This is a genomic window from Corynebacterium sp. UMB9976 (assembly GCF_030212265.1).
GTDB lineage: Bacteria > Actinomycetota > Actinomycetes > Mycobacteriales > Mycobacteriaceae > Corynebacterium.
On sequence record NZ_JASODY010000017.1, the window covers coordinates 19,130 to 39,023 of the forward strand.

Sequence of the window (19,894 nt, forward strand, 5' to 3'; positions counted from 1 at the left end):
CTTTCCCCTGGTGAGCCTGGATCGTGGCTTAGACACTAATGAGCGCCCCGACCATCGTGATGTCGATGGCGCCGGGGCGCTCAAAGCTGTGGACGGCTCAGCGGGGTTAACTCCGCTCTTGTGGATAAGCGCGTGCGCTCCCCCGCGCGGAACTCCCCCGCGCCGGGCTGCTTGGCGCGGTGCTGGTCTCATCCACGCGGTTCTGGCCCTGCCAGGTGCCCATGACCCGCAGTTCGCCCACGGTGGCGCGGCCGTCGGCCTCAGGCAGCTGGGTGATCCAGATCAGCAGCTGCTTCATCGGCTTGGTGCCCTGTTCCTTCTTCGCGGCGTCCTCCTCCTTGGACGTCGCATCGGACCCGGCACCTTCCGCGTCGCCAGCCTTCGCTGCTTCCTTGGCCTTGACCGCAGCCAGGGCCTTCAGCAGCTTCTGGTTCGCACCCTGGCCCACGAGGACGTCCTGCCCGTCCTCGCCGTGGAACTCCACGTTCATCGTGGATTCGGTGGCGGTCACGGTGCCCAGCGAGGTGGTCTCGTCCAGGGTGAGCGGGACCTTGCGCAGGTTGGCGGACTGGTTTCCGCTGGTCGGGGTGGCCGTCGCCTCACCCTCTGGCGTGGCCTCCGCGGCGCTCGGCTCCTCCGAGGCGGTCGGCTGGGCGGAGGCCTTGGCGCCCGCCTTGTTCGGGATGGCTGCCCCACTCGGTGCAGCTGGGTCGGTCGGCGCGGTGGCCTCGTCGACGCGGCGCAGCTCCACCTTCATGCCGGGTGCGAGCCCCTCCAGCTGCAGTGCGTGGATGCGGGTGTCGGTCGGCAGGTCCACGAGCAGTCCGATGCCCTCCTTCGTCGCCTCCGGGGTGCGTCCCAGTGGGCTGAGATAGGAGTCGGACTGCCACTTCGTCGCCGCGCGCCCGTCGGTGATCAGCTGGGCGTCCTCGGGTGCGTCGAGGGTGCCCTTCGCGCCGGTGGGCATCCATTCGCGGACGTTGCGGATCGGCACGATCGTCGGCTCGCGCTTGATGATGCCCTCCGCGCCGGAGCGGATGGAGTCCGTGGATAGCGGCGAGTCTTCCCGTCCCCCGCCGACCACGCTGAGCAGGCTGGCGACGAGCGCGGCGATGAGCAGGGCGGAGCCGATGGCGATGCCGCCGATGACGGCGACGTGCTGCAGGCGCGCCTGGCGCACACCGAAGCCGGTCTTCTGGACCTGCGGGGTCGGCGCTTCGTCCGGGTTGATCGCCAGCTCCCCGGAGGTGAGGTAGCGCAACCTGGTGGCCAGCTCGCGGGGGTCGCGGTCCGCTGGATTCGGTGGGACGTCGCCCTCGTCGCGGTCGCCGGCGACGTCGCCGTCTGCGGCTTCGTCTTCGTCCGCATCGGTGGTGTCGGCGTGCGCGGTGGCCGGGTTGGCTGCCCCGCCGCTGATGACGGCGGCGCGCTGTTCGGCGTCGAGGTTGCTGGCGGCCAGGGATTCGGCGAGCAGTTCCTTCGGGATCTCCGAGACCGGCACGTTGGCCAGCAGGAGCTCGAGGACGGCTGCGATGCCCTGCATGTCTTGCGCGGATGAGTTATTCGGCAGGTAGCCGGGGAAGGCGAGGACAGCACCCCCGGCGGTGCTGATGCGGATGCGGTCGCGGTGGTCCACGCCGAGGGCCAGGCCGTGGTCGTGCATCTCCGCGGCGGCCTCGGCGAGGTCGGCCACGGCGAAGCCGACGGCCAGCGGGTCCGGGCTGGACTCCGCGACTGCGGAGAGTGCGGAGCCGTCGGTCCAATCGGAAACCACGACCACGCTGCCGGGGCTGTCGATGACCTGCTGGATCTGCGCGAGCCCGGCCAGCGGGTTCGCCCCATCCTCGGCCCCCTCACCGGCGCGCGCCAGGGCGGCCTCCTGGGTCTCCATCATGGCGCGGGACTTGCGCGACATCTCCTGCTTCACCTGCATCACCAGTCGGGACTGGTTCGGCACGTATTCGCCGGGGCGCTTGCCCTGGCGCACCGCTGCCAGCGGGTCGAGGATGGTGAGCCCAACCAGTTCCCCGGTGGCGGTGCGCTGGGCCTGCCAGAACCGGGCTGCGGTGGAGCCACCGTGGTCGGCGAGCAGGCGGTAGCGTCCGTCCAGGATCGGCGCGCCGGGCACCAGGCGTGGCCCGCGCACGCGCCCTGCGGATAGTGGCGGCAGGGGCGGCAGCAGGGAGTTGGCCACGGCTGCCTCGCGGGCAGCCTCTGCGGGGCCCAGCGGGGCGGGAACCATGCGTTCTGCGGCGGAGCCCAGTTCCTCCTCGGCTTGACGTCCGGAAAAGAAACGGCCGATACCGGGGACGCGGGAGAGCGCGGAGCCGACGGTGAGAACCTCGGGCAGCTTGGAGCGCGCCATGACCACGCCGGTGGCGATGAGGAACACCGGGCCGGTGATCAGCAGGCGAATCAGGAAGCCCGGGTTCTGGCCGGGGGTGATGATCGTGTTGGTGAGAGCCAGGTCCACCAGCCAGGCGACGAGCGCTCCGACGAGGGAGGCGCCGAAGGCCCAGAGGCTGGTGCGCATGACCTCGCGCGAGTTGAGGTTGCCCAGGGAGCGGCGCAGCAGCAGTACGCCGATGATCGCGCCGGTGACGAAGCCGAAGCCGTTGGCGGCCCCCAGCAGCACCACCACCAGCCGCGGCTCGGTGGCGATGAACGGCGCGATGGAAACCAGCGCGATCTTGGTGATCGTGATGCCGGCGATGATGAAGGTCGGGGTCCAGACCTCCTCGCGGGCGTAGAACACGCGCAGGTGCAGCAGCACCAGGGAGTACGGGATGAGTGTGAAGGCGGAGAAGGAGACGGTCCAACCCAGCACGCTGGCGGTCTCCATGGAGAAGGAGCGGTAGGCGAATAGCGCTGGTCCGATGATTCCGCCGAATGCGGTCATGAACACGATGATGGGGATCATCGCGAACATGGTCAGGCGGGTGGCGACGGTGAGGTCGCGGACCACGGCCTTATCGTCGCCGTCGGCGGCGTTGCGGGATAGCCGTGGCATGACGGCGGTCAGCAGGGTGACACCGATGACGCCGTAGGGCATCTGCAGCAGCTGCCAGGCGTTCATGTAGATCGTCGGGGCGTCCCCGGACGCGCTGGAGGCGATCTGGTTATTGATCGCCCAACCGGCCTGGGAGATCGCCACGTAGAGCACGATGGCCACGCCCATGCTGGCGAAGTTCCGCAGGCGCTCGTCCACGCCCCACAGGGGCCGCAGGTTGATGTCCGCCTTGCGGAGGTAGGGCACCATGATGAGCGCCTGGAAGACCACGCCGAGGGTGGTGCCGAGCCCCAGCAGCAGTACGTGCGGGTCGCTGATGGTGACGTGGTCGGTGGGCTGGAGCTTCGTGTCCTCGGGCAGCAGCAGGTAGCCGCCGAGGACGGTGATGGTCACGAGGTTGTTGACCACGGGCGCCCACGCGCCGGGTTTGAATACTCCCTTGGTGTTCAGCACGGCCATGAACACGGCGAACATGGCGTAGAAGAAGATCTGCGGGAGCACCAGGTAGGCGAACATTGTCGCCATCTGGACGTTGACCTGGCCGTCTTGGTCGAGTGTGAGTTTGATCAGCCAGGGGGCGCCGAGAACGGCGAGGAGGGTGATGATGACGGTGATGCTGAACGTCATCGTCAGCAGTCTTCGGATGAAGGCTTCGCCGCGGTCGGGGTCTTCCTTCTCGGCTCGGACGAGCACGGGGACGACCAGGGAGGTCAGCACCGCGCCGAGGACGAGCTCCGTGATGAGGTTCGGCAGGGTGTTCGCGGTGTTGAACGCGGAGGCGACGGCCGCACCCAGCGCGGAGCCGATGAGGACGGTGCGTAGGAAGCCGGTGATGCGCGACAGGAGGGTCGCGATGGCCATGGAGCCGCCGGTGCGGACGACGTCGGCGTCCGAGGGTTGTTCGTTGTGCTTATCCTGTTCCGCCGCGGCTGCGGCGGTGCGGTCCGTTGGGGTTTCTTCCTCCGGTGGGACGTCACCGCCGCCGGTGGTTGCGGTGGCTGCGGGCTCGCCGCCGGTGGTGGCGGTACGGGTGCCTGCGGCGCTGGCTGTACCGACCCCAGCGCCGGCGAGTGCTCGGGCGCGGGTCGGTTGGGAGCTGGCGCGGTACTGGCGGCCTGCGGGGTCTGCCCCGGGGTCGGCGGAGTGCCCGAGTTCCCCGGCGAGGCCGAACTCGTAGTGGTCATAGGCGTGGCGCTCGTTGGCCAGGTGGATCTCCGAGGCGGGCCGGCGGAAGTCCACGGCCGGGGCGGCTGGGGCCTCGGGGGTGGTCTCTTCGGGTTCCTGGCCGTGCTGGGAGGGGGCGACGCTCAGTGAGGAGTAGTCGTCCGTTGTTTCCGGGGCGTCGGCTTCTTCGCGCGCCTGGGGGGCTAGCGCGGGTGGGCGGGCTTCGATGAAGCGGCCGCGCTGGCCTACGGGCGGTTTGGCCGGTGGCGTGCTGCCGTGGCCTGCGCTGTCAGCGGAATCCTCGGGAACGTCTGGGTTAGTCACAGAATCCATCTTCGCCGAGATTGGGTGCGTTTCCTAACTAGAAACGCGTTCTATGGGCGGGTTTTCGCTGCCTGTGACGGGTTTTACACGGTGTGTGATGGCGTTTAGCGCCGGCCCTAGCGGCGGCGGGTGCGGCGGCGCCTGCGGTCCAGGAGGATCTTCCCGCCGATGCCCGCGCCCGCGATGATGGTGAGCAGGAGGATCATTTTATCCAGTGGGATATTGGGGCTGGAGTGCACGCTGACCTGCACGGAGTCGCTGATTCGCTTGTTTTTGGGGCTGGCGAGCCACAGGTCCAGATCACTGCGCCTATCCGCAGCACCGAGGTCGATGGGCACGGTCAGGGAGCCGCGCGCCGGGATCATCTGCGACTCGGATTCCAGGATCTCGGCGGGGTGCCCGGCGTGCTCGTCGAGGGTGTCGCGGTAGCGGATCTTCGCCGGCACAGGCAGCGGTAGGCCGTTTTGGGCGGCGACGATCAGTGGCGCGGCTTCGGAGGTTCGGGTGAAGACGTTGCCGGGTGGCAGCAGGGTCACCGAGTTGCGCAGGGTGTCCGCGGTCTCTGCCGCACCGGCGACGCGGGCGGCGGCGCGCTGGCTAGCCCCGTCCTGCTCGGCGGGGTTGCGGGTGCCGTAGTTGCTGGTGGCTCGCGCGAGATCGGCGAGGATCGGGCGGGTGAACTGTTCGCGGGTCAGCGCGATCTTCCGGGAGTTGGCCATCATGAGGGTGAGGCTGCGGATCCGGTCGGCCAGGGTCGCCAGCTGTGGCGCGAGTGCCTCGGTGGGTTTCCCGGGGTCGGCGAAGGGCTGGGTGACCTCCCCGAGTGCCAGTTCGGAGTTCCTCAGGCCGCGGGGGCGCAGCGCATCGGCCAGGGAGGCCGGGGTGGCCTGCCCGGTGGCGAAGGCCTGCTCGATGTAGTCCAGGAGGGCGGTGGCGTCCTGCCCGTTGACCTCCCACTGGCCCGGCGGGACGGCGAGGATCGGCTCGGGGCTGGCGAGTTCCTGCTGGAGCACGGCCAGGGCGCTGGACATGCGGGTGGCCTCGGAGTCCGCGTTGGCGTCGAAGCGGGACTGGGGGTTGGAGTAGCCCGTGGTGTCCGGGTGGGCACCGGTGGCGGCCAGGACGGTGCCGAGGTCGCCGGAGTAGCGCAGCGCGCGGAGGCTGCCGGCCTCGTTGAGCTTCAGCAGGCGGTCGTTCCACTGCTGGTCAGCCTGCTGGGTTGCGGGGTCGTGCGCGTCCCCTGCCTGCTCCCCCGCAGCCTCGGGGGTCTGGGCGGGCTGCTGGGTGAGCACGGTGTTATTCGCGACGAGCGCGGTGACCGGTGCCTTGGGGTCAAGGGTGGGCAGGAGCGCCTGGCCTTTGAGGGTGTTCTCGAAACGGCGGGAGAGGTCGGCCTCCTCCGATGCGGGGTCCACCTTCGCGGCGGCGAGGTACGGCAGGGCTTCGGGAGTGAGGTAGCCGCTGCTGGGGATGGCGATATTGGCCACCGGGGTGGTGCCGAGGATCTCGTGGATGGTGGCAGCACCCCGGCCGAGGGCGTGCATGCTGAGCCAGGCCGCGCTGGTGGATTCCTCGGCCACGCCGGTATCTGCTCCAGCGGCACCACCGGCCGCATCCCCGCTGGCAGCGGCGCCATTGGCCTGCCCTGCCGCGGCCTCCGGGTTGGTGGGTCCGGTCGCCTGGGCGGTGGTGTTGATGTCCGCCCCGCCGTAGGGCAGCGCGACGGTGCAGCTCTCCTTGGTGGTGTCGCGCAGGTCGCCGAGCCAGGCAGCGGCGGCCTTATCGTGGGTGCCGGGTTCGGAGCGATCTTTGGTGTTGAAGATGTCTCCCCAGGAGTCGCGGAGCCGCTTGCGCTCCTCGACGGGCTTTGGGACACGCCCGCCCACGCGGTAGCCGCCGGCCATGCGCTCCACGGTCTGCAGGAGGTCGGGGTCGATCGCCAGGCAGCTGGATTCGCGGATCTTGGTGCCCTGTGGGCCGTCCAGTGCGGTGCGGTAGCTGTCCAGGAGGGTGCGCAGCCGCCCGCCTTCCTTCAGTTGCTCACCGAGGGAGTCTTCGTTGAGGTAGAGCTCGGCGGGCTCGGGGGCGTCCCCGACCGCGCCGGGTGTGGCGTGCGTTTCGCCACCGATGGGCCACAGGAAGGTCAGCGGGGTGCCGGAGGTGCCACTGCCCTCTTCCTTGTTCTTCTTTTCTTCTGGGGTGACGACGGCCGTCGCGCGAGTCACCGCGAGCAGTTCCGCCCCCTGTGCTGCCTGGTTCCCAGCGGCCTCTCCCCCACCATCGGCACCATCAGCGGCCCCGGGCGTGCCGCCGAGGGTGAACATCAGCGGGTAGGTTCCGGCCTGCGCGGCATCCGGCAGCCCGAAGCTCATCGGCGCCAAGGCCCCAGCTGGGCCCGCCGTTTCGCCGCTGGGGTTCTCGGGGTTTGGGGTGGTGGCGTCGTCCTGAAAGGAAGGGTCGCGGAAGAGGCGGACGTCCACGTCGGCGGTTTCGCCCGGCCCCAGGGAAACCTCAGCGCCGTTGCTGCGTTGCAGCGGGCGCGCCGGGGAGCTGTGCGGGTACTCGCCGCTGTTGGAGAGCAGGGAGGTGCGGACCTGGGCGGGGCTGCCGGCGGCGGGCGCGGTTTTCAGGCTCAGCGTGAGGCCCCGGATGGTGCCGGGGCTGGTGTTGCGGATGCGCAGGGTGTAGGTCTGCGGGTCGGTGTCCGCCGGGTTGAGGAAGCGCGGGCTGATGTTGCGAACCTGCAGGTTAATGCCCCGGTCGGGGTCGGTGGAGCGGGCGTTGGGGTTAGCCCAGTCTGTGGCCTCTGCGTGGTGGAAGGTGGTGGTGTGCTCGGGGGTTTGGGCGCCCGCGGCAGGCAGTGCGGAGGCTGCGGGCAGGGCGTTTGCGGCAGGCAGGGCGGAGGCTGCGGGCAGGGCGTTTGCGGCGGGCAGTGCGGAGCCAGCGAATGGGCCGGGTACGGCGGTGACCCACCCGGCGCAGAGGAGGGAGCCGAGCGCGAGGGCGGTGGCGGGGCGGATTTTGGCAGCCATGCAGCCCTCCTAACGCGGGGTGGCGCGGCCTGCTTCCGCTTCCGCGCGGGCGTGGTTCGGCAGCGTGTCGAGGGCGCGGCGGGCCAGGCGGCGCTCGTCGGCGTAGGCGAGGCGTTCGACCAGGTTGTTCACGGGAACCCAGGTGACTTCGGTGACCTCGGGGTCTTCGTCGTTGAACTCGCCGTCCACGTAGCGCAGCAGGTGGTGGTGGACGGTCTTGTGGATGCGCGTGCCCTCGGAGACGAACCAGTAGTCGATGGTGCCGAGCTCGTCGATGACGGTCCCGGCGATGCCGGTTTCCTCCCACACTTCGCGTTCGGCGGTGCTGCGGTGGGATTCGTGCTCTTCAACGTGGCCTTTGGGCATGGACCACAGGAGGCGCCCGCGGCGGTCGACGCGGCCGATGAGGGCGGCGTAGATCTTGGACATGTCCACGCTGCCGTTGGGGCGCACGGCTTCGGCCAGGCCGGTGAGGACGAGCCCGCCCGCGGAGGTTTCCACAGAGAGCGGCAGGTCGGAGTGCTCCAGGTGGGTGCGGTTCTGCTTGCCCTGCTTGGCGCGCCGGGTGCCGGTGCGCTTCGGGTTGTTGCGGCCAGCCCCGGAGCGGCTGCCGCGGTTCGAGCCACGGTTGTTGCGGGTGCTGGTGCGGTTGTTTTCGCCCTGCTGGTTCTGCTGGCCCTGCTGGTTGCCGCGGCCCTTGCCCTTGCGGTTGTTCTTCGCGTTCTTGGCGTTTTTGGGGCGGTGCTGGTTTTCGCGCTGCGGCTGTTCGTCGTGCTGCGAACGGCGGCGCGTGCTGCGGGGCGAACCGCTGCTCGTGGTGGCGCTGTCGTTCGTGTTCATTCTGTTTATAGTAGCTGCTCGGCCGGGGCTTGGGGGAACCGCTGGCGGGGGTTGGGCGTGCCGGTGGCGGCGGCCGGCGCGGTGTTGGGGTGTTGGGCTATGAAGTAAGGTATTGCGCGTGACTACGAGGGCGAATGAGACTGCAGATGGCGTGACGGCTGGTGCTGCCGCGGAAGCCGGTGCTCGAGCCGGTGCTGGGGCGGGCGCTGCCGAGGTAACCGGGGGCACGCAGGCCAAGGAGGCAGCAATGCTGGGGGCCGCGTGGCAGTCCCTGCGCCGCAATGACGCCACGCTGCGTCGGCTGGCCCAGGCCTTCGAGGCAGCCGGCCACGAGCTCTACCTGGTGGGTGGCTCGGTGCGCGATGCGATGCTCGCACGCCTCAGCCACGACCTGGATTTCACCACGGACGCCCGCCCGGATGCGGTGATGGGGATCCTGGAGCCGATGGCCGAGACGGTGTGGGATACGGGCATCGAGTTCGGCACCGTGTCCGCGCTGGTTGGTGGTCTGGAGGTGGAGATCACCACGTTCCGGGCGGATCAGTACGACGGCCAGTCCCGCAACCCGGAGGTCACCTTCGGCGACACCCTGGAGGGCGATCTGGTCCGCCGGGATTTCCGCGCGAACGCGATGGCGTTGAAGCTCTCCGCAGACGGGGAGCACGAGTTCTGCGACCCGCTGGGTGGGCTGGCTGACGTAGCCGCCGGGGTGCTGGACACCCCGGATAGCCCGGAGGTGAGCTTCCGGGACGATCCGCTGCGCATGCTGCGGGCCTGCCGTTTCGTCTCTCAGCTGGGTTTCGCGGTCACCCCCCGGGTGGCTGAGGCCATGGCGGCGATGGCGGATCAGATCCAGCGGATCACGGTGGAGCGCGTGGCCGTGGAGCTGAATAAGCTGCTGCTTGGCACGACCCCGTGGGAGGGCCTGGACCTGATGGTGGAGGCTGGCCTGGCAGACTTCGTCCTTCCGGAGCTGCCGCGCCTGCGGATGACTCAGGACGAGCACAAGCAGCACAAGGATGTCTACTGGCACTCCCTGACGGTGCTGCGCAATGCGCTGGTGCAGGAGCAGAACTATGGTGTGGCCCCGGATCTGGAGCTGCGCTGGGCCGCGCTGCTGCACGACTGTGGGAAGCCGGATACTCGGGCGTTCACGGATTCTGGCCAGGTGACTTTCCACCAGCATGAGGTGGTGGGTGCGAAGTTGGTGCGCCGCCGGCTGCGGAAGCTGAAGTTTTCTAAGCAGTTGGTGAAGGATATTTCCCAGCTGGTGTTCCTGCACATGCGTTTCTATGGCTATGGGGATAGCGCGTGGACGGATTCGGCGGTGCGGCGTTATGTGACGGATGCGGGTGATTTGCTGCCGAAGCTGCACATGCTGGTGCGTGCGGATTGCACGACCCGTAATAAGCGCAAGGGGGCGCGCCTGCGCCGTAATTACGACGACCTCGAGCGGCGGATTGAGGAACTCAAGGAGAAGGAGGATCTCGCCGCGGTGCGCCCGGACCTGGATGGCAACGAGATCATGGAGATCCTGGGTTTGAAGCCGGGCCCGGAGGTGGGTCAGGCGTGGGCGTTTTTGAAGGAGCTGCGCTTGGATCGGGGGCCGCTGGGTCGGGACGAGGCCATTGCGGAGCTGCGGGCCTGGTGGGACGCGCAGCAGGGGTAGTGAAGGTTAGCGTCATCTCTAGCTGCGAAAACGATCTAGTTTCAGGCCGGATGAGTCCGAATATGCTCCTCCGGGTTCAGTGCGTTATAAATTTCCGCCCAAGCTCATCTGCTGCCATGTGTCATTTTTAAGCGCCCAACCGCACCGCTCACCCAGCTACACTGCAGGCATGGCAACCCCCGAGTTCATCCTCAACCTGCGCGAAAAAATCGGCAACGACCCACTCTGGCTCCCTGGCATCACCGCGATCGTCCTCAAAGAAGTCCCGCCCGAAGCCCCACTCTGGGAAGTCCCGAACGTCCTGCTCGTCAAACGCGCCGACAACGGCGAATGGACGCCCGTCTGCGGCATCGTCGACCCCGGCGAGGAACCCCACGTCGCCGCCATCCGCGAAGTCAAAGAGGAAACCGGCCTATACGTCACCGTCGCTGCCCTCCTCGGCGTCGGCGCCACCGACCAGGTCACCTACCCCAACGGTGACCAGACCGCATACATGGACACCGCGATGCGGTGCGTCCTCACCGATAAGGACGCCAACCCCCTCGACCCCACACTCCCCGACTATGATTCACTCGCTGAACCCATCGTCGGCGACGAAGAATCCACCGACGTCGGCTGGTTCTCCGTGGCCCAATTGCCCCCGATGAAGCCCCGCTTCCGCCTCATCATCGCGGACGCCGTCGCGCAGCTGAAGCATCCGCAGGGCTTCCGGCCCCGTATCGGCTACTTCAAGCGCAGCTAGGACCGCTGCGAAGCAGCCGCTACCAGGTCGTGGCGCGCTCTGGGGCCTCCTCGTACTTCGCGGCATAGCTGGAGGCCCGGAAGGAACAAATAATCAGCTGCACCTGGTGGAAGATCATCAGCGGCAGGATCATCGTCCCCAAACTTCCCCCGCCGAACATCACCGCAGCCATCGGCAAACCAGAGGCCAGCGACTTCTTCGTGCCCGCGAACTGGATCGCCACCTGATCCTCATAATTAAAGCCCAGCTTCCGGGCCGCGAACGAGGAGGCCGAGAGCATCAAGCACACCAGCACCACCGAGCCACCCACCAGGCCGACTACGCTCACCCAGCTGATCGTCGACCAGATCCCGTCCACGATCCCCTCGGAGAAGGACACATACACCACCAGGCCGATGGAGATCTGGTCCACCTTCTTCGTCGCCTTCGAGGCCGCGAAATCCTTCACCCACGGCCGTAACAGCTGACCCACCACGAAGGGCAAGAACAGCTGCAAGCCGATCTTGTAGAAGGTGCTGGCGTCGATATGGAAACCACCCTCCGCGGTGGACATCAACAACAGCACAAGCAGTGGTGTGAGCACCACACCCAGCAGGCTGGAGGCACTCGCCGCCACAATCGAGGCAGCCACATTACCCCGGGCGATGGAGGTAAAAGCCACCGAGGACTGCACCGTGGAGGGCACCAACGTCAAAAACAAAATGCCCAGGTACAACTCCTGGCCGATCAGCCCGGACAGCGGCCGCAACGCCACGCCGATCAGCGGGAAGATCGCGAAGGTGAAAGCGACGATCAGCAGGTGCAGCCGCCAGTGCATCAAGCCCTCCAGCGCCTCCCGCGGGTGCAAGCGCGCACCGTAGAGGAAGAAGAGGAAGGCGATGGCGAGGGTCACCACCCAGTTGCCGATCTCTGCGCCCTGCCCCCGCAGCGGCACGATCACCGCCGCGATCACCGCGAGCACGATCAACACAATCAAAAAATCCGGACGGTAGCCCAGGATCTTCTGCAGGACCGTCTGCTTGCTCGGGGCGGGGTTATCGGCGCTCATTCTTGGCATTGTAGCCCGCGTCACAGACGCGTCAGCCATGGGGAGAATTGCACCCCGCGGGCAGCTTTAAGACTTTTTCACAAATATGGAATACACAGAGGGTTTCGTCGGGTTAACTAACGTTCATGACGAATTACCGAGGGGACCAAAGCACCGGCGCGGCAGCTGGCCGCGCACCACAGAACGCGTCCGCAGGACCGCAGGGCACGGCAGGCACCGCAACAGCCGCCACCACGCCCGCCGCAGGCGCCACACCCGCGAGCGCCGAAAGAATCGACCCGACCGCCGCGGCGCAAGAAACCTACGACGTCATCATCATCGGCGCCGGCACCTCCGGGCTCAACATCGCCCGCGAACTCGCCGCCGCTGGCCTCAGCGTCCTCGGCCTGGAAGCCGGCAAGCGCTACGACCGGCACACCTACCCACGCACCGAGATCGACTCCAGCTCCCAGCTCTTCTGGGGCGGCGGCGTGGAACTGACCACCGACGCCGGCCTCGGCCTACTCCGCCCCAAGGCTGTCGGCGGCGGATCCATCGTCAACCAGGCCCTCATGGACCGCTTCGACGACGTCGCCTTCTCCTCCTGGCGCGACCAGTCCGGCGTCTCCTGGCTCAACGAGGACCACCTCGCCGACTACTACGACCGGGCCGAGGGAAACATGAGCCTCAAGAACGTGCCCGAAGAGTGGCGCAACAACAACGCCAAGAACTTCGCCGACGGCTTCGACGCCAACGGCTACCGCTACGCCCCACTGCGCCGCGGTGAAGCCGACTGCCGCTTCGAGGACGGCAACTGCTGCGTGGAATGCCTCAGCGGCTGCGGCATCGACTCCAAACAGTCCACCGCCATCACCGCCCTGCCAGCAGCAGAAAAGCACGGCTTCCACCTCATCGACTGCGCCGAAGCACGCACCATCACCGAGCACCCCGACCGCGTCACCGTCACCACCCGCGTGCCCGCAGACGCCACCCCGAAGGGCCGCCGCGGCTTCGGCAAGCCCACCAACTTCGAACCCCACGTGGAGCGCACCTTCACCGCCCGGCGCGTCGTGCTGGCCTCCGGGGCGATCGGTAACACCGCCCTGCTGCTGCGCAGCGGCTACGGCAAGCAACTGCCGAGCCTGGGCAAGAACTTCTTCACCCACCCGCAGTACATGAACCTGGGCCGCTATGCCGAGGACGTCCGTGCCTTCGCCGGCCCCCTGCAGAACTACAAATCCGACGACCCGAGCTTCCGCCGCCAGGGCTTCAAGCTGGAGAACGTCTTCGCAGGCCCCGGCAACATCGCCCTCCTGTTGCCCGGCTTCGGCGCCCGCCACGCGGAGATCATGCAGGACTTCCCGCGCCTGGGCTGCATCGAGGTCTGCGTGCGCGACACCAACCCCGGCGAAATCACCATCAACCGCAAGGGCAACCCGGTGATCAAGAAGAAGCTCAACCGGGAGGATGCCCGCCGCCGCGACGCCGGCATGGCCGCCATCCGCAACATCTTCAACGCCACCGGTGCGGAGGAAATCCTCCACGGCCAGTTCGGCATCGGCCTGCACCTCATGGGCGGCCTCGGGATGGGTGCCAGCGCCAAGCAGGGCGTGGTCTCCCCCGAGTTCACCCTCTACGGTAGCCAGCGCATCCACGCCGCGGACTCCTCGATCTTCCCGAACGCGCCGGGCATCAACCCCGCACTCACGATCGCCGCCCTGTCCCTCAAGGCCGCCGAGCAGATCATCGCCGCGAGCTAAGGAAGGAAGAAAGCAGACATGACCAGCAAGAACCTCAACCCCCGCTCCACCGAGCTGCTCACCGCCACGCAGATGAAGGGCCTGCTGCGGCTAGGCGACGTCGTCATCCCCGGCGTCCCTGCCCGCAAGGCCGCGTCCGGACGCGCAGGGTCCCCGACCGCGACGTCCGGTGGCGCGACGTCCGGGCCCCTGAGCTCCGGCGGCGGGGCGCTACCGTCCTTCTCCGAGTCCGGATGCGCCGCCGGCATCGACCGCATGCTCTCCTACATGTACGACGACGACCGCACCGCCTTCCTCGTCCTCGCCACCGTCTGCGCCTACGCGCCCACTCCCCTGATCCGCCTGATCGTGGCGATGGCCAACGCGAATGCCAAGTTCCCCGAGCCGCTCGCCGGGCTGATGCGCATGGCCAACCTTGGTATCAAGGGGGTCGTCCACAGCCTCTACTACTCCAACCTCGGGGTGCGCCTGGGTGAAGAGCTCACCGACTCCCCACTCATCGCCCGGGGCAGCAACCCCAACCAGCTGCCGAACATCCACCAGGCCATCGGCTACGAGACCGCCATTAACCAGGAGGCCTACGAGGCCGCCCTCGCCGCCGCCGACGCGCAGAACCCACGCGACTAACCCGCGCTCAGAAACCACAAGGAGCACACACCATGGCAACACAGATCCCAGAATCCGAATACGCCCAGGTCGAGGGCGTCGTCGAACGAGCACGCGAAGCACAGAAATCCATCCGCGCCCTGAGCGTCGAGGAACGCCTCGAACACCTCCGCCTCCTGCGCGGAGTGATCGTCAACCGCACCGAAGAGATCGTCGAGCGCGTGTGGCAGGAAACCGGCAAGTCCCGCAGCGACATCCTGATGTCCGAGATGTTCGGCGCGCTGGACGTCATCAGCTGGCACGAGAAGAACGCCGCGAAGGTCCTGGCCCCGCAGAAGGTCGAGACCCCGCTGACGATGATGGGTAAGAAGTCCGAGATCTGGTACGAACCACTCGGCGTGGCCTTCGTCATCGCGCCCTGGAACTACCCCTTCTTCCAGGCGATTGTGCCGATCGTCGCCGCGCTGGCTGCCGGCAACGCGGTCGTCTACAAGCCCTCCGAGCACACCCCACTGGCCGGGCTGATCGAATCCCTCATGGAGGAAGCCGCCATCGCCCCGAACTGGGTGCAGGTGGTCTACGGCGATGGTGCCACAGGCGCGGAGGTCATCGACCAGCACCCCGACCTCGTCATGTTCACCGGCTCGTGCGCGACCGGCCGGAAGATCATGAAGCAGTGCTCCGACATGCTCATTCCCGTCGAGCTCGAGCTCGGTGGCAAGGACCCCATGATCGTCTTCGAGGACGTCGACATCCCCCGCACCGCCGCGGGCGCACTGTTCGGCGGTCTGACGGCGACCGGCCAGTCCTGCACCTCGGTGGAGCGGCTCTACGTCCACGAGAGCATCAAGGAGGAGTTCGTCGCCGAGCTGGTCCGGCAAGCCCGGCTGCTCACGCAGGCGGACACGGATTCCCGCAACAACGACCTGGGCCGCATGACCGTCGACTTCCAGATCGACCGGGTTCACGAGCAGGTCCAGGACGCTGTTTCGCGTGGTGCGCGGCAGCTCACCGGGCAGGACTGGGACGGCCGCTCCGCGCTGATCCCGCCGATCCTGCTGGTCGACGTGCCGGAGGATGCGCTGGTTGTCACGGAGGAGACCTTCGGGCCGGTGATCCCGGTGCTGAGCTTCAGCTCGGAACGGGAGGTCATCGACCGGGCGAATGACACGCCCTTCGGGCTGACCGGTTCCGTGTGGAGCGCGGACATCGACCGGGCGCGCCGGGTGGCCGGGGCGCTGCGCGCCGGCGGGGTGTCCATCAACAACGTCATGGCCACCGAGGCCACCCCGGTGCTGCCGTTCGGTGGGGTGGGTGACTCCGGGATGGGCCGCCACAAGGGTGCCGAGGGCCTGCGTGGCTGGTGTAACCCGAAGTCCGTCATCGTGGATAAGGACGGCTCCCAGGGCGCTGGCCTGGAAGCGAACTGGTACCCGTACACGGAGAAGAAGTACGAGAAGTTCAGCAAGATGCTGCAGGCTTATTTCGCGGAGCAGCCCGCCCCGGTGAAGCTCGCGAAATTCGGGCTGCTGGGGACTTCGCTGGAATCCTATGCTCAAAAGGCACGGGAAGAGCGGGAGAAGTAGGCGGGAGTGTTTACCCCCGTCAACGGTTTCATCTCCATCGTCCTGAGAGCCGAGCTGAGAAAAGGCTACGCGCCATTCGACCCCTGGATCGTGTTCGATCGGTTTCGGCAGCATGAATTGGCATTAGGATTTGCAGATACTGGAAATCAAGACGTCTACTGGCTGGAAAAGGGCCTGTGGGAGATCAACGATGTCACCACTGAAGAATATCGTGGCCACGATCTGTTGAATCTCCATGTCAACACCAGGATCAGCGACAGTCGGTTCCCCATTCGGGAGCTCTTTGCCGTCTGGGACTTGTCCTTGCCGGTAGGAGCGTTGGTTTCAGCCCAGCGATACATGTTTATCCTCGATCCAGGCAATATCAGCTTCTTTGCTGACCGAGAAAATGCGCCGGCGAAACGGGATCGGGATCCATCGGACTTCATAAACCCCCTCGTGAACCAGCGGTTCTACGATGGTGAGTTTCGTCCATCCTCCTTTTCGCAGTACGCCGATGCTCAGATCAACTTGGATTTAGTGTCACTGCTGCGCAAAAGGAGCGTGACAACTTTCACTTGGGACCGAGCAACTTGGCGCTAGCCCCGGGCGGGAGGCCCCCACGCCTTCCGGGGCCCGCACCTCCCACTGCGAGCGCCCCCGCGCTCTCCCCCCGCTCCCCGTGAACCCTTTCGGATGCTTAAGCCGTGGCGCTTTCCTGCGCTGCGGCTTCTTGCTCTGCCGTGGTCGTCTTCGGGATAAACAGGCTGGTCAGCGCAGCCAGGCCCAGGATGATGCCACCCACCAAGAAGGCCGTGGTGTAGCCCGCGGCGGAATCCGAGCCCTCCGGGGAACCCACCACCTGGAACACCGGCAGCACCGCGAAGGAGATACCCGCACCCAGGTTGAAGGCCGCGGAGTTCATGCCCGGCAGGAAGCCCTGGTTATCCTGCGGCGAGTTCACCACACCCAGGTTGTTCAGCACGATATTGCCGATACCCGCGTAGGTCACGCCCAGCAGGATCACGCCCACGATCAGCACGATCTTCGAGCGCGTGCCCACAAAAGCCAGCAGGAACAGCAGCAGCATCGAGGCGATATTGGACAGGCGCAGCAGGTTCGCATAACCCACCTTCGGCGCCAGGCGACCCGCAAAGGGACCCACCGCCCAACCGATCAGTGCGTACGGGGTCAGCAGCAACAGGGACGCCATCGTCGCACGCATGCCGAAACCAGCCTCCGCGTTCTGGGCCAGGGACGGTGCCACACCGTTGACGGCAGCGAACACACCCGTCATCGTCAGGACGGTGGTCAGCAGCAAACCCCAGGTCTCCCGGCGGCGCAGGTACTTCGGGGCAACCAGCGGAGCGGCACCAGCGGTGTTCTCCTGGCGGGTCTCCCAGCGCCAGAAGATGCCGAACACGATCAGACCAGCGGCCACCAGACCGATGACGTACAGCCAGTCCGCAGCCGCACCCTTACCGGCCTCGTTCGCGGCCAGCGTGATGGACAGCACCGACACCACCAGGACGGCCGCACCGATCCAGTCCATGCGGACGTTATCGGAAGGCTTGGACTCCGGGGCGAACATCGCGACCACTGCAGTGGCCACCGCACCGATCGCGAAGATCAGCCAGAACACGGAGCGGAAGCCCCAGTGCTCAGCCATCCAGCCGGAGAGCAGGACGTCGATACCCGCCACACCACCATTGATCGCGGCGATCAGGCCCATCAGCGTGCCGAGGCGAACCTCGTCCTTGACCTGGCTGCGCAGGATGATCAGCGTCATCGGGATGGTCGGGCCGGAAATACCCTGCAGCGCGCGGGCCAGCATCAGCACGCCGATGTTCGGGGCGAGGGCGGCGAGCAGGCCACCCAGCGACATCACGGCCAGCATGATGACGAGGATGCGGCGGCGTCCCACGATGTCCGAGAGGCGTGGGAGGAACAGGCCGCACATCGCGCCACCGGTGAAGAACGCGGTCTGGGTGAGGCCGACCGCGGATTCGTCGGTGTTGAGCTCGGTGGCCATCGTGCGCAGCACCGGGGAGAGCATCGAGGCGTTGAGCTGGAATGCCACCGCCGCGGTGATGAGCACGAACATGAGCAGTGGCAGGCCGCCCTTGCGCGAATCCACCGGGTCGATGACCGGGGTCGCGGCGGCGGGGTTATTAGGCCCGCCTGAGCGGGGCGTAGTTGCGTTCATATATGCAGGATAAGTGGGCGATTCGTGCGAGTCCACACTTTTTCCTGTGATGTTGGCTGCAGGCCCGCGCTGGTTCGACCCACTTCCCCAATGTGTGTTTTGCAGAGTTTGTTGCCGGAAATCCGCCCAAAAGCGACATCAAACTCTGCAAAACGTGAAGGAGGGGGCGTGCCCCGCTGCCCCGGCCCCGCTCCCCGCGCTAGCTGCGGAAGCCGGTGTTACCGATGCGGGTCAGCGCATCAACCAACAGATTCCAGAAGCGATCCACGTCCACGTCCACGCCAACGCGGTGGCGCACCGGCTCCACGTGCTCGCCATAGGTATCCATGCCCGCGCAGGCGTAATCATCCGTGCGGCACAGCGCGGAAGGATCGCCCGGCTGCTCAGCCGTCTGATCCTGTGCGCCCCAGGTGCGCCGCAGGTCAACCACGGTCATGCCGCGGGTGTACTCACCCTTGGTCTCCACGACGACCGGGGCCGCCACGGTGCGCAGCACCTCCGGGTCGGCCACCGCCGCAACGGCCAGCGGGTCGTGCATCGGCGGCCCCGGGTAGCGGCGCTCCTTCATGTACGCGCCGCCGAAGAACTCCACAAGCTCCGCGATGAACTCCGCAACGTCCGTGCCCACGGCCTTGAGCTGCGCCATGCGGGACGGAACCGCGAGCACCTTGTGGGTGACGTCCAAACCAACCATCGTGACCGGCCATTCCGCGTCGAAGACGATCGCGGCGGCCTCCGGGTCGGCGAGGATGTTGAACTCCGCGGACGGGGTCATGTTGCCGGTGTGGTGCCCGCCGCCCATCAGCGTCACACCCGCGACGCGGGAGACGAGCTCCGGGTAACGGCGTGCGAACAGACCAATGTTGGTCAGCGCGCCGGTCGGCACGAGCGTGACGGTGCCCGGCTCCTCCCGCTCGATGACCTGCGCGATCAGGTCGACGGCGTGGGTGTCCTCCAGCTCCACGCCAGCCTCCGGCAGCTGCGGGCCGTCGAGGCCGGACTCGCCGTGGATCTCATCCGGGATCAGCTGCGGCCCGACGAGCGGACGGTGCGCACCAGCGGCGAAGGGCACGCCGGTGATCCCGCCGACGCGGGCCAGCGCCTGCGCGTTCTTGGTGACCTTCTCGAGGGTCTGGTTCCCCGCGACGGTCGTGACCGCGAGCAGCTCGAGGTTCGGGTTTCCCCAGGCCAGGAGCATGGCGATGGCGTCGTCGTGGCCGGGGTCGCAGTCGAGGATGATCTTGCGCGGCTGGGTGTTATTGGCTGCAGAAGTGCTCATACCTCAAGTGTGCCACGCGCACCTGGGAGAACGCGGTGCGAAAGCTAGGATATTGCTCACGCACTTTCACACCCCGCGCATACTCCGCGCCCGACCCCCAGGACGCCCCTTGTTCGCAACGATCGCCCAGGCTGTTGGCCCTGTCGCCGTGACGAATATCGACGACATCATCGTCCGCTAGCTGTGCCCACTGTATTAAGGACTGAGAGAGTTGACGACGCAGTTATTTGAAGAGGAGCTCAACGTTAGGTGTTCCCCACAAAGGTTTAGCGTAATCAAGTCACGGTTACTGAGGGCGTTGAAAAATAGTCCCATGGTAATGGAAATAATTGACTGCGTTCAAGGGGTTGACCGAGGGAATGAATATAATTTAGAGCTTCCCACGGGGGATGATGGAAGAAGTCCGGATGCGACTGAGGTTAATACGGTCGCTATCTCATTCAGCGCGAGTGCCAATGTTTCAGATTTAGATGAACTGAGTGACGAAGTATATAGCTGCGTGCTGTATGCGCTGAATAATTCTCAGACATTAGATTTTTTCAGCCTATTATCTCCCCTTGAAGATAAAAGGGATTTAGACGGTTAGATCGGCAGGCTCTGTTGCAAAAATCGTGAAGCTTGAGCATGCTTGGCGGAGATTGGACGGACGGAACGATGACGGATTTCAAGT

General features: G+C 66.7%; 12 protein-coding genes and 1 pseudogene. 7 read left to right on the top strand and 6 right to left on the bottom strand.

Annotation, left to right across the window (positions count from 1 at the left end; all coding sequences use genetic code 11):
* Positions 1 to 106: 106 nt before the first annotated feature.
* The 3 genes from QP140_RS07985 to QP140_RS07995 all read right to left on the bottom strand — a co-directional run bounded on the left by QP140_RS07985 (position 107) and on the right by QP140_RS07995 (position 8,370).
* The gene (locus tag QP140_RS07985; protein WP_284759042.1) at positions 107 to 4,507 is read right to left on the bottom strand and encodes a lipid II flippase MurJ; all 4,401 of its coding nucleotides are present in this window, start codon (positions 4,505 to 4,507) and stop codon (positions 107 to 109) included.
* A 107-nt stretch (positions 4,508 to 4,614) separates the two neighbouring features.
* Positions 4,615 to 7,530, bottom strand: coding sequence for a hypothetical protein (locus QP140_RS07990; protein WP_284759043.1), 2,916 nt, complete (start codon positions 7,528 to 7,530; stop codon positions 4,615 to 4,617).
* A gap of 9 nt (positions 7,531 to 7,539) precedes the next feature.
* Positions 7,540 to 8,370 (bottom strand): NUDIX hydrolase, encoded by an 831-nt coding sequence (locus tag QP140_RS07995; RefSeq protein ID WP_284759044.1) that lies wholly within the window; start codon positions 8,368 to 8,370, stop codon positions 7,540 to 7,542.
* 247 nt (positions 8,371 to 8,617) lie between these two features.
* Between QP140_RS07995 and QP140_RS08000 the strand changes: the two genes are divergently transcribed.
* Positions 8,618 to 10,039: a CCA tRNA nucleotidyltransferase gene (locus QP140_RS08000; protein ID WP_284759056.1), complete on the top strand. Its 1,422-nt coding sequence runs from the start codon at positions 8,618 to 8,620 to the stop codon at positions 10,037 to 10,039.
* 169 nt (positions 10,040 to 10,208) lie between these two features.
* Positions 10,209 to 10,781: an NUDIX hydrolase gene (locus tag QP140_RS08005; protein ID WP_284759045.1), complete on the top strand. Its 573-nt coding sequence runs from the start codon at positions 10,209 to 10,211 to the stop codon at positions 10,779 to 10,781.
* A gap of 19 nt (positions 10,782 to 10,800) precedes the next feature.
* Here the strand turns inward: QP140_RS08005 and QP140_RS08010 are convergent, their stop codons facing one another.
* Positions 10,801 to 11,838 carry a bile acid:sodium symporter family protein gene (locus QP140_RS08010; protein ID WP_284759058.1) on the bottom strand — a complete coding sequence of 346 codons (1,038 nt, stop codon included), beginning with the start codon at positions 11,836 to 11,838 and terminating at the stop codon, positions 10,801 to 10,803.
* A 116-nt stretch (positions 11,839 to 11,954) separates the two neighbouring features.
* Here QP140_RS08010 and QP140_RS08015 point away from each other — a divergent pair, with 116 nt between their 5' ends.
* The 4 genes and pseudogenes from QP140_RS08015 (at position 11,955) to QP140_RS08030 (ending at position 16,342) form a co-directional block, all read left to right on the top strand.
* Complete coding sequence (locus QP140_RS08015; protein WP_284759047.1) at positions 11,955 to 13,568, top strand: GMC family oxidoreductase N-terminal domain-containing protein; 1,614 nt, start codon at positions 11,955 to 11,957, stop codon at positions 13,566 to 13,568.
* Between the two features lie 18 nt (positions 13,569 to 13,586).
* A complete protein-coding gene (locus QP140_RS08020) occupies positions 13,587 to 14,195 on the top strand; it encodes a hypothetical protein (protein ID WP_284759049.1) in 609 nt (202 codons plus the stop codon).
* Between the two features lie 26 nt (positions 14,196 to 14,221).
* Positions 14,222 to 15,760, top strand: a pseudogene (locus QP140_RS08025) (aldehyde dehydrogenase family protein); the annotation flags it as partial.
* Positions 15,761 to 15,766: 6 nt separating this feature from the next.
* Positions 15,767 to 16,342: a hypothetical protein gene (locus tag QP140_RS08030; protein WP_148792257.1), complete on the top strand. Its 576-nt coding sequence runs from the start codon at positions 15,767 to 15,769 to the stop codon at positions 16,340 to 16,342.
* A gap of 97 nt (positions 16,343 to 16,439) precedes the next feature.
* Here the strand turns inward: QP140_RS08030 and QP140_RS08035 are convergent, their stop codons facing one another.
* A complete protein-coding gene (locus tag QP140_RS08035) occupies positions 16,440 to 17,843 on the bottom strand; it encodes an MFS transporter (protein WP_392389294.1) in 1,404 nt (467 codons plus the stop codon).
* A gap of 301 nt (positions 17,844 to 18,144) precedes the next feature.
* Entirely contained in the window at positions 18,145 to 19,224 is a 1,080-nt protein-coding gene (locus tag QP140_RS08040; protein WP_284759052.1) for a nucleoside hydrolase, read from the bottom strand.
* Positions 19,225 to 19,543: 319 nt separating this feature from the next.
* Between QP140_RS08040 and QP140_RS08045 the strand changes: the two genes are divergently transcribed.
* Complete coding sequence (locus QP140_RS08045) at positions 19,544 to 19,810, top strand: hypothetical protein (RefSeq protein WP_284759053.1); 267 nt, start codon at positions 19,544 to 19,546, stop codon at positions 19,808 to 19,810.
* Positions 19,811 to 19,894 lie beyond the last annotated feature (84 nt).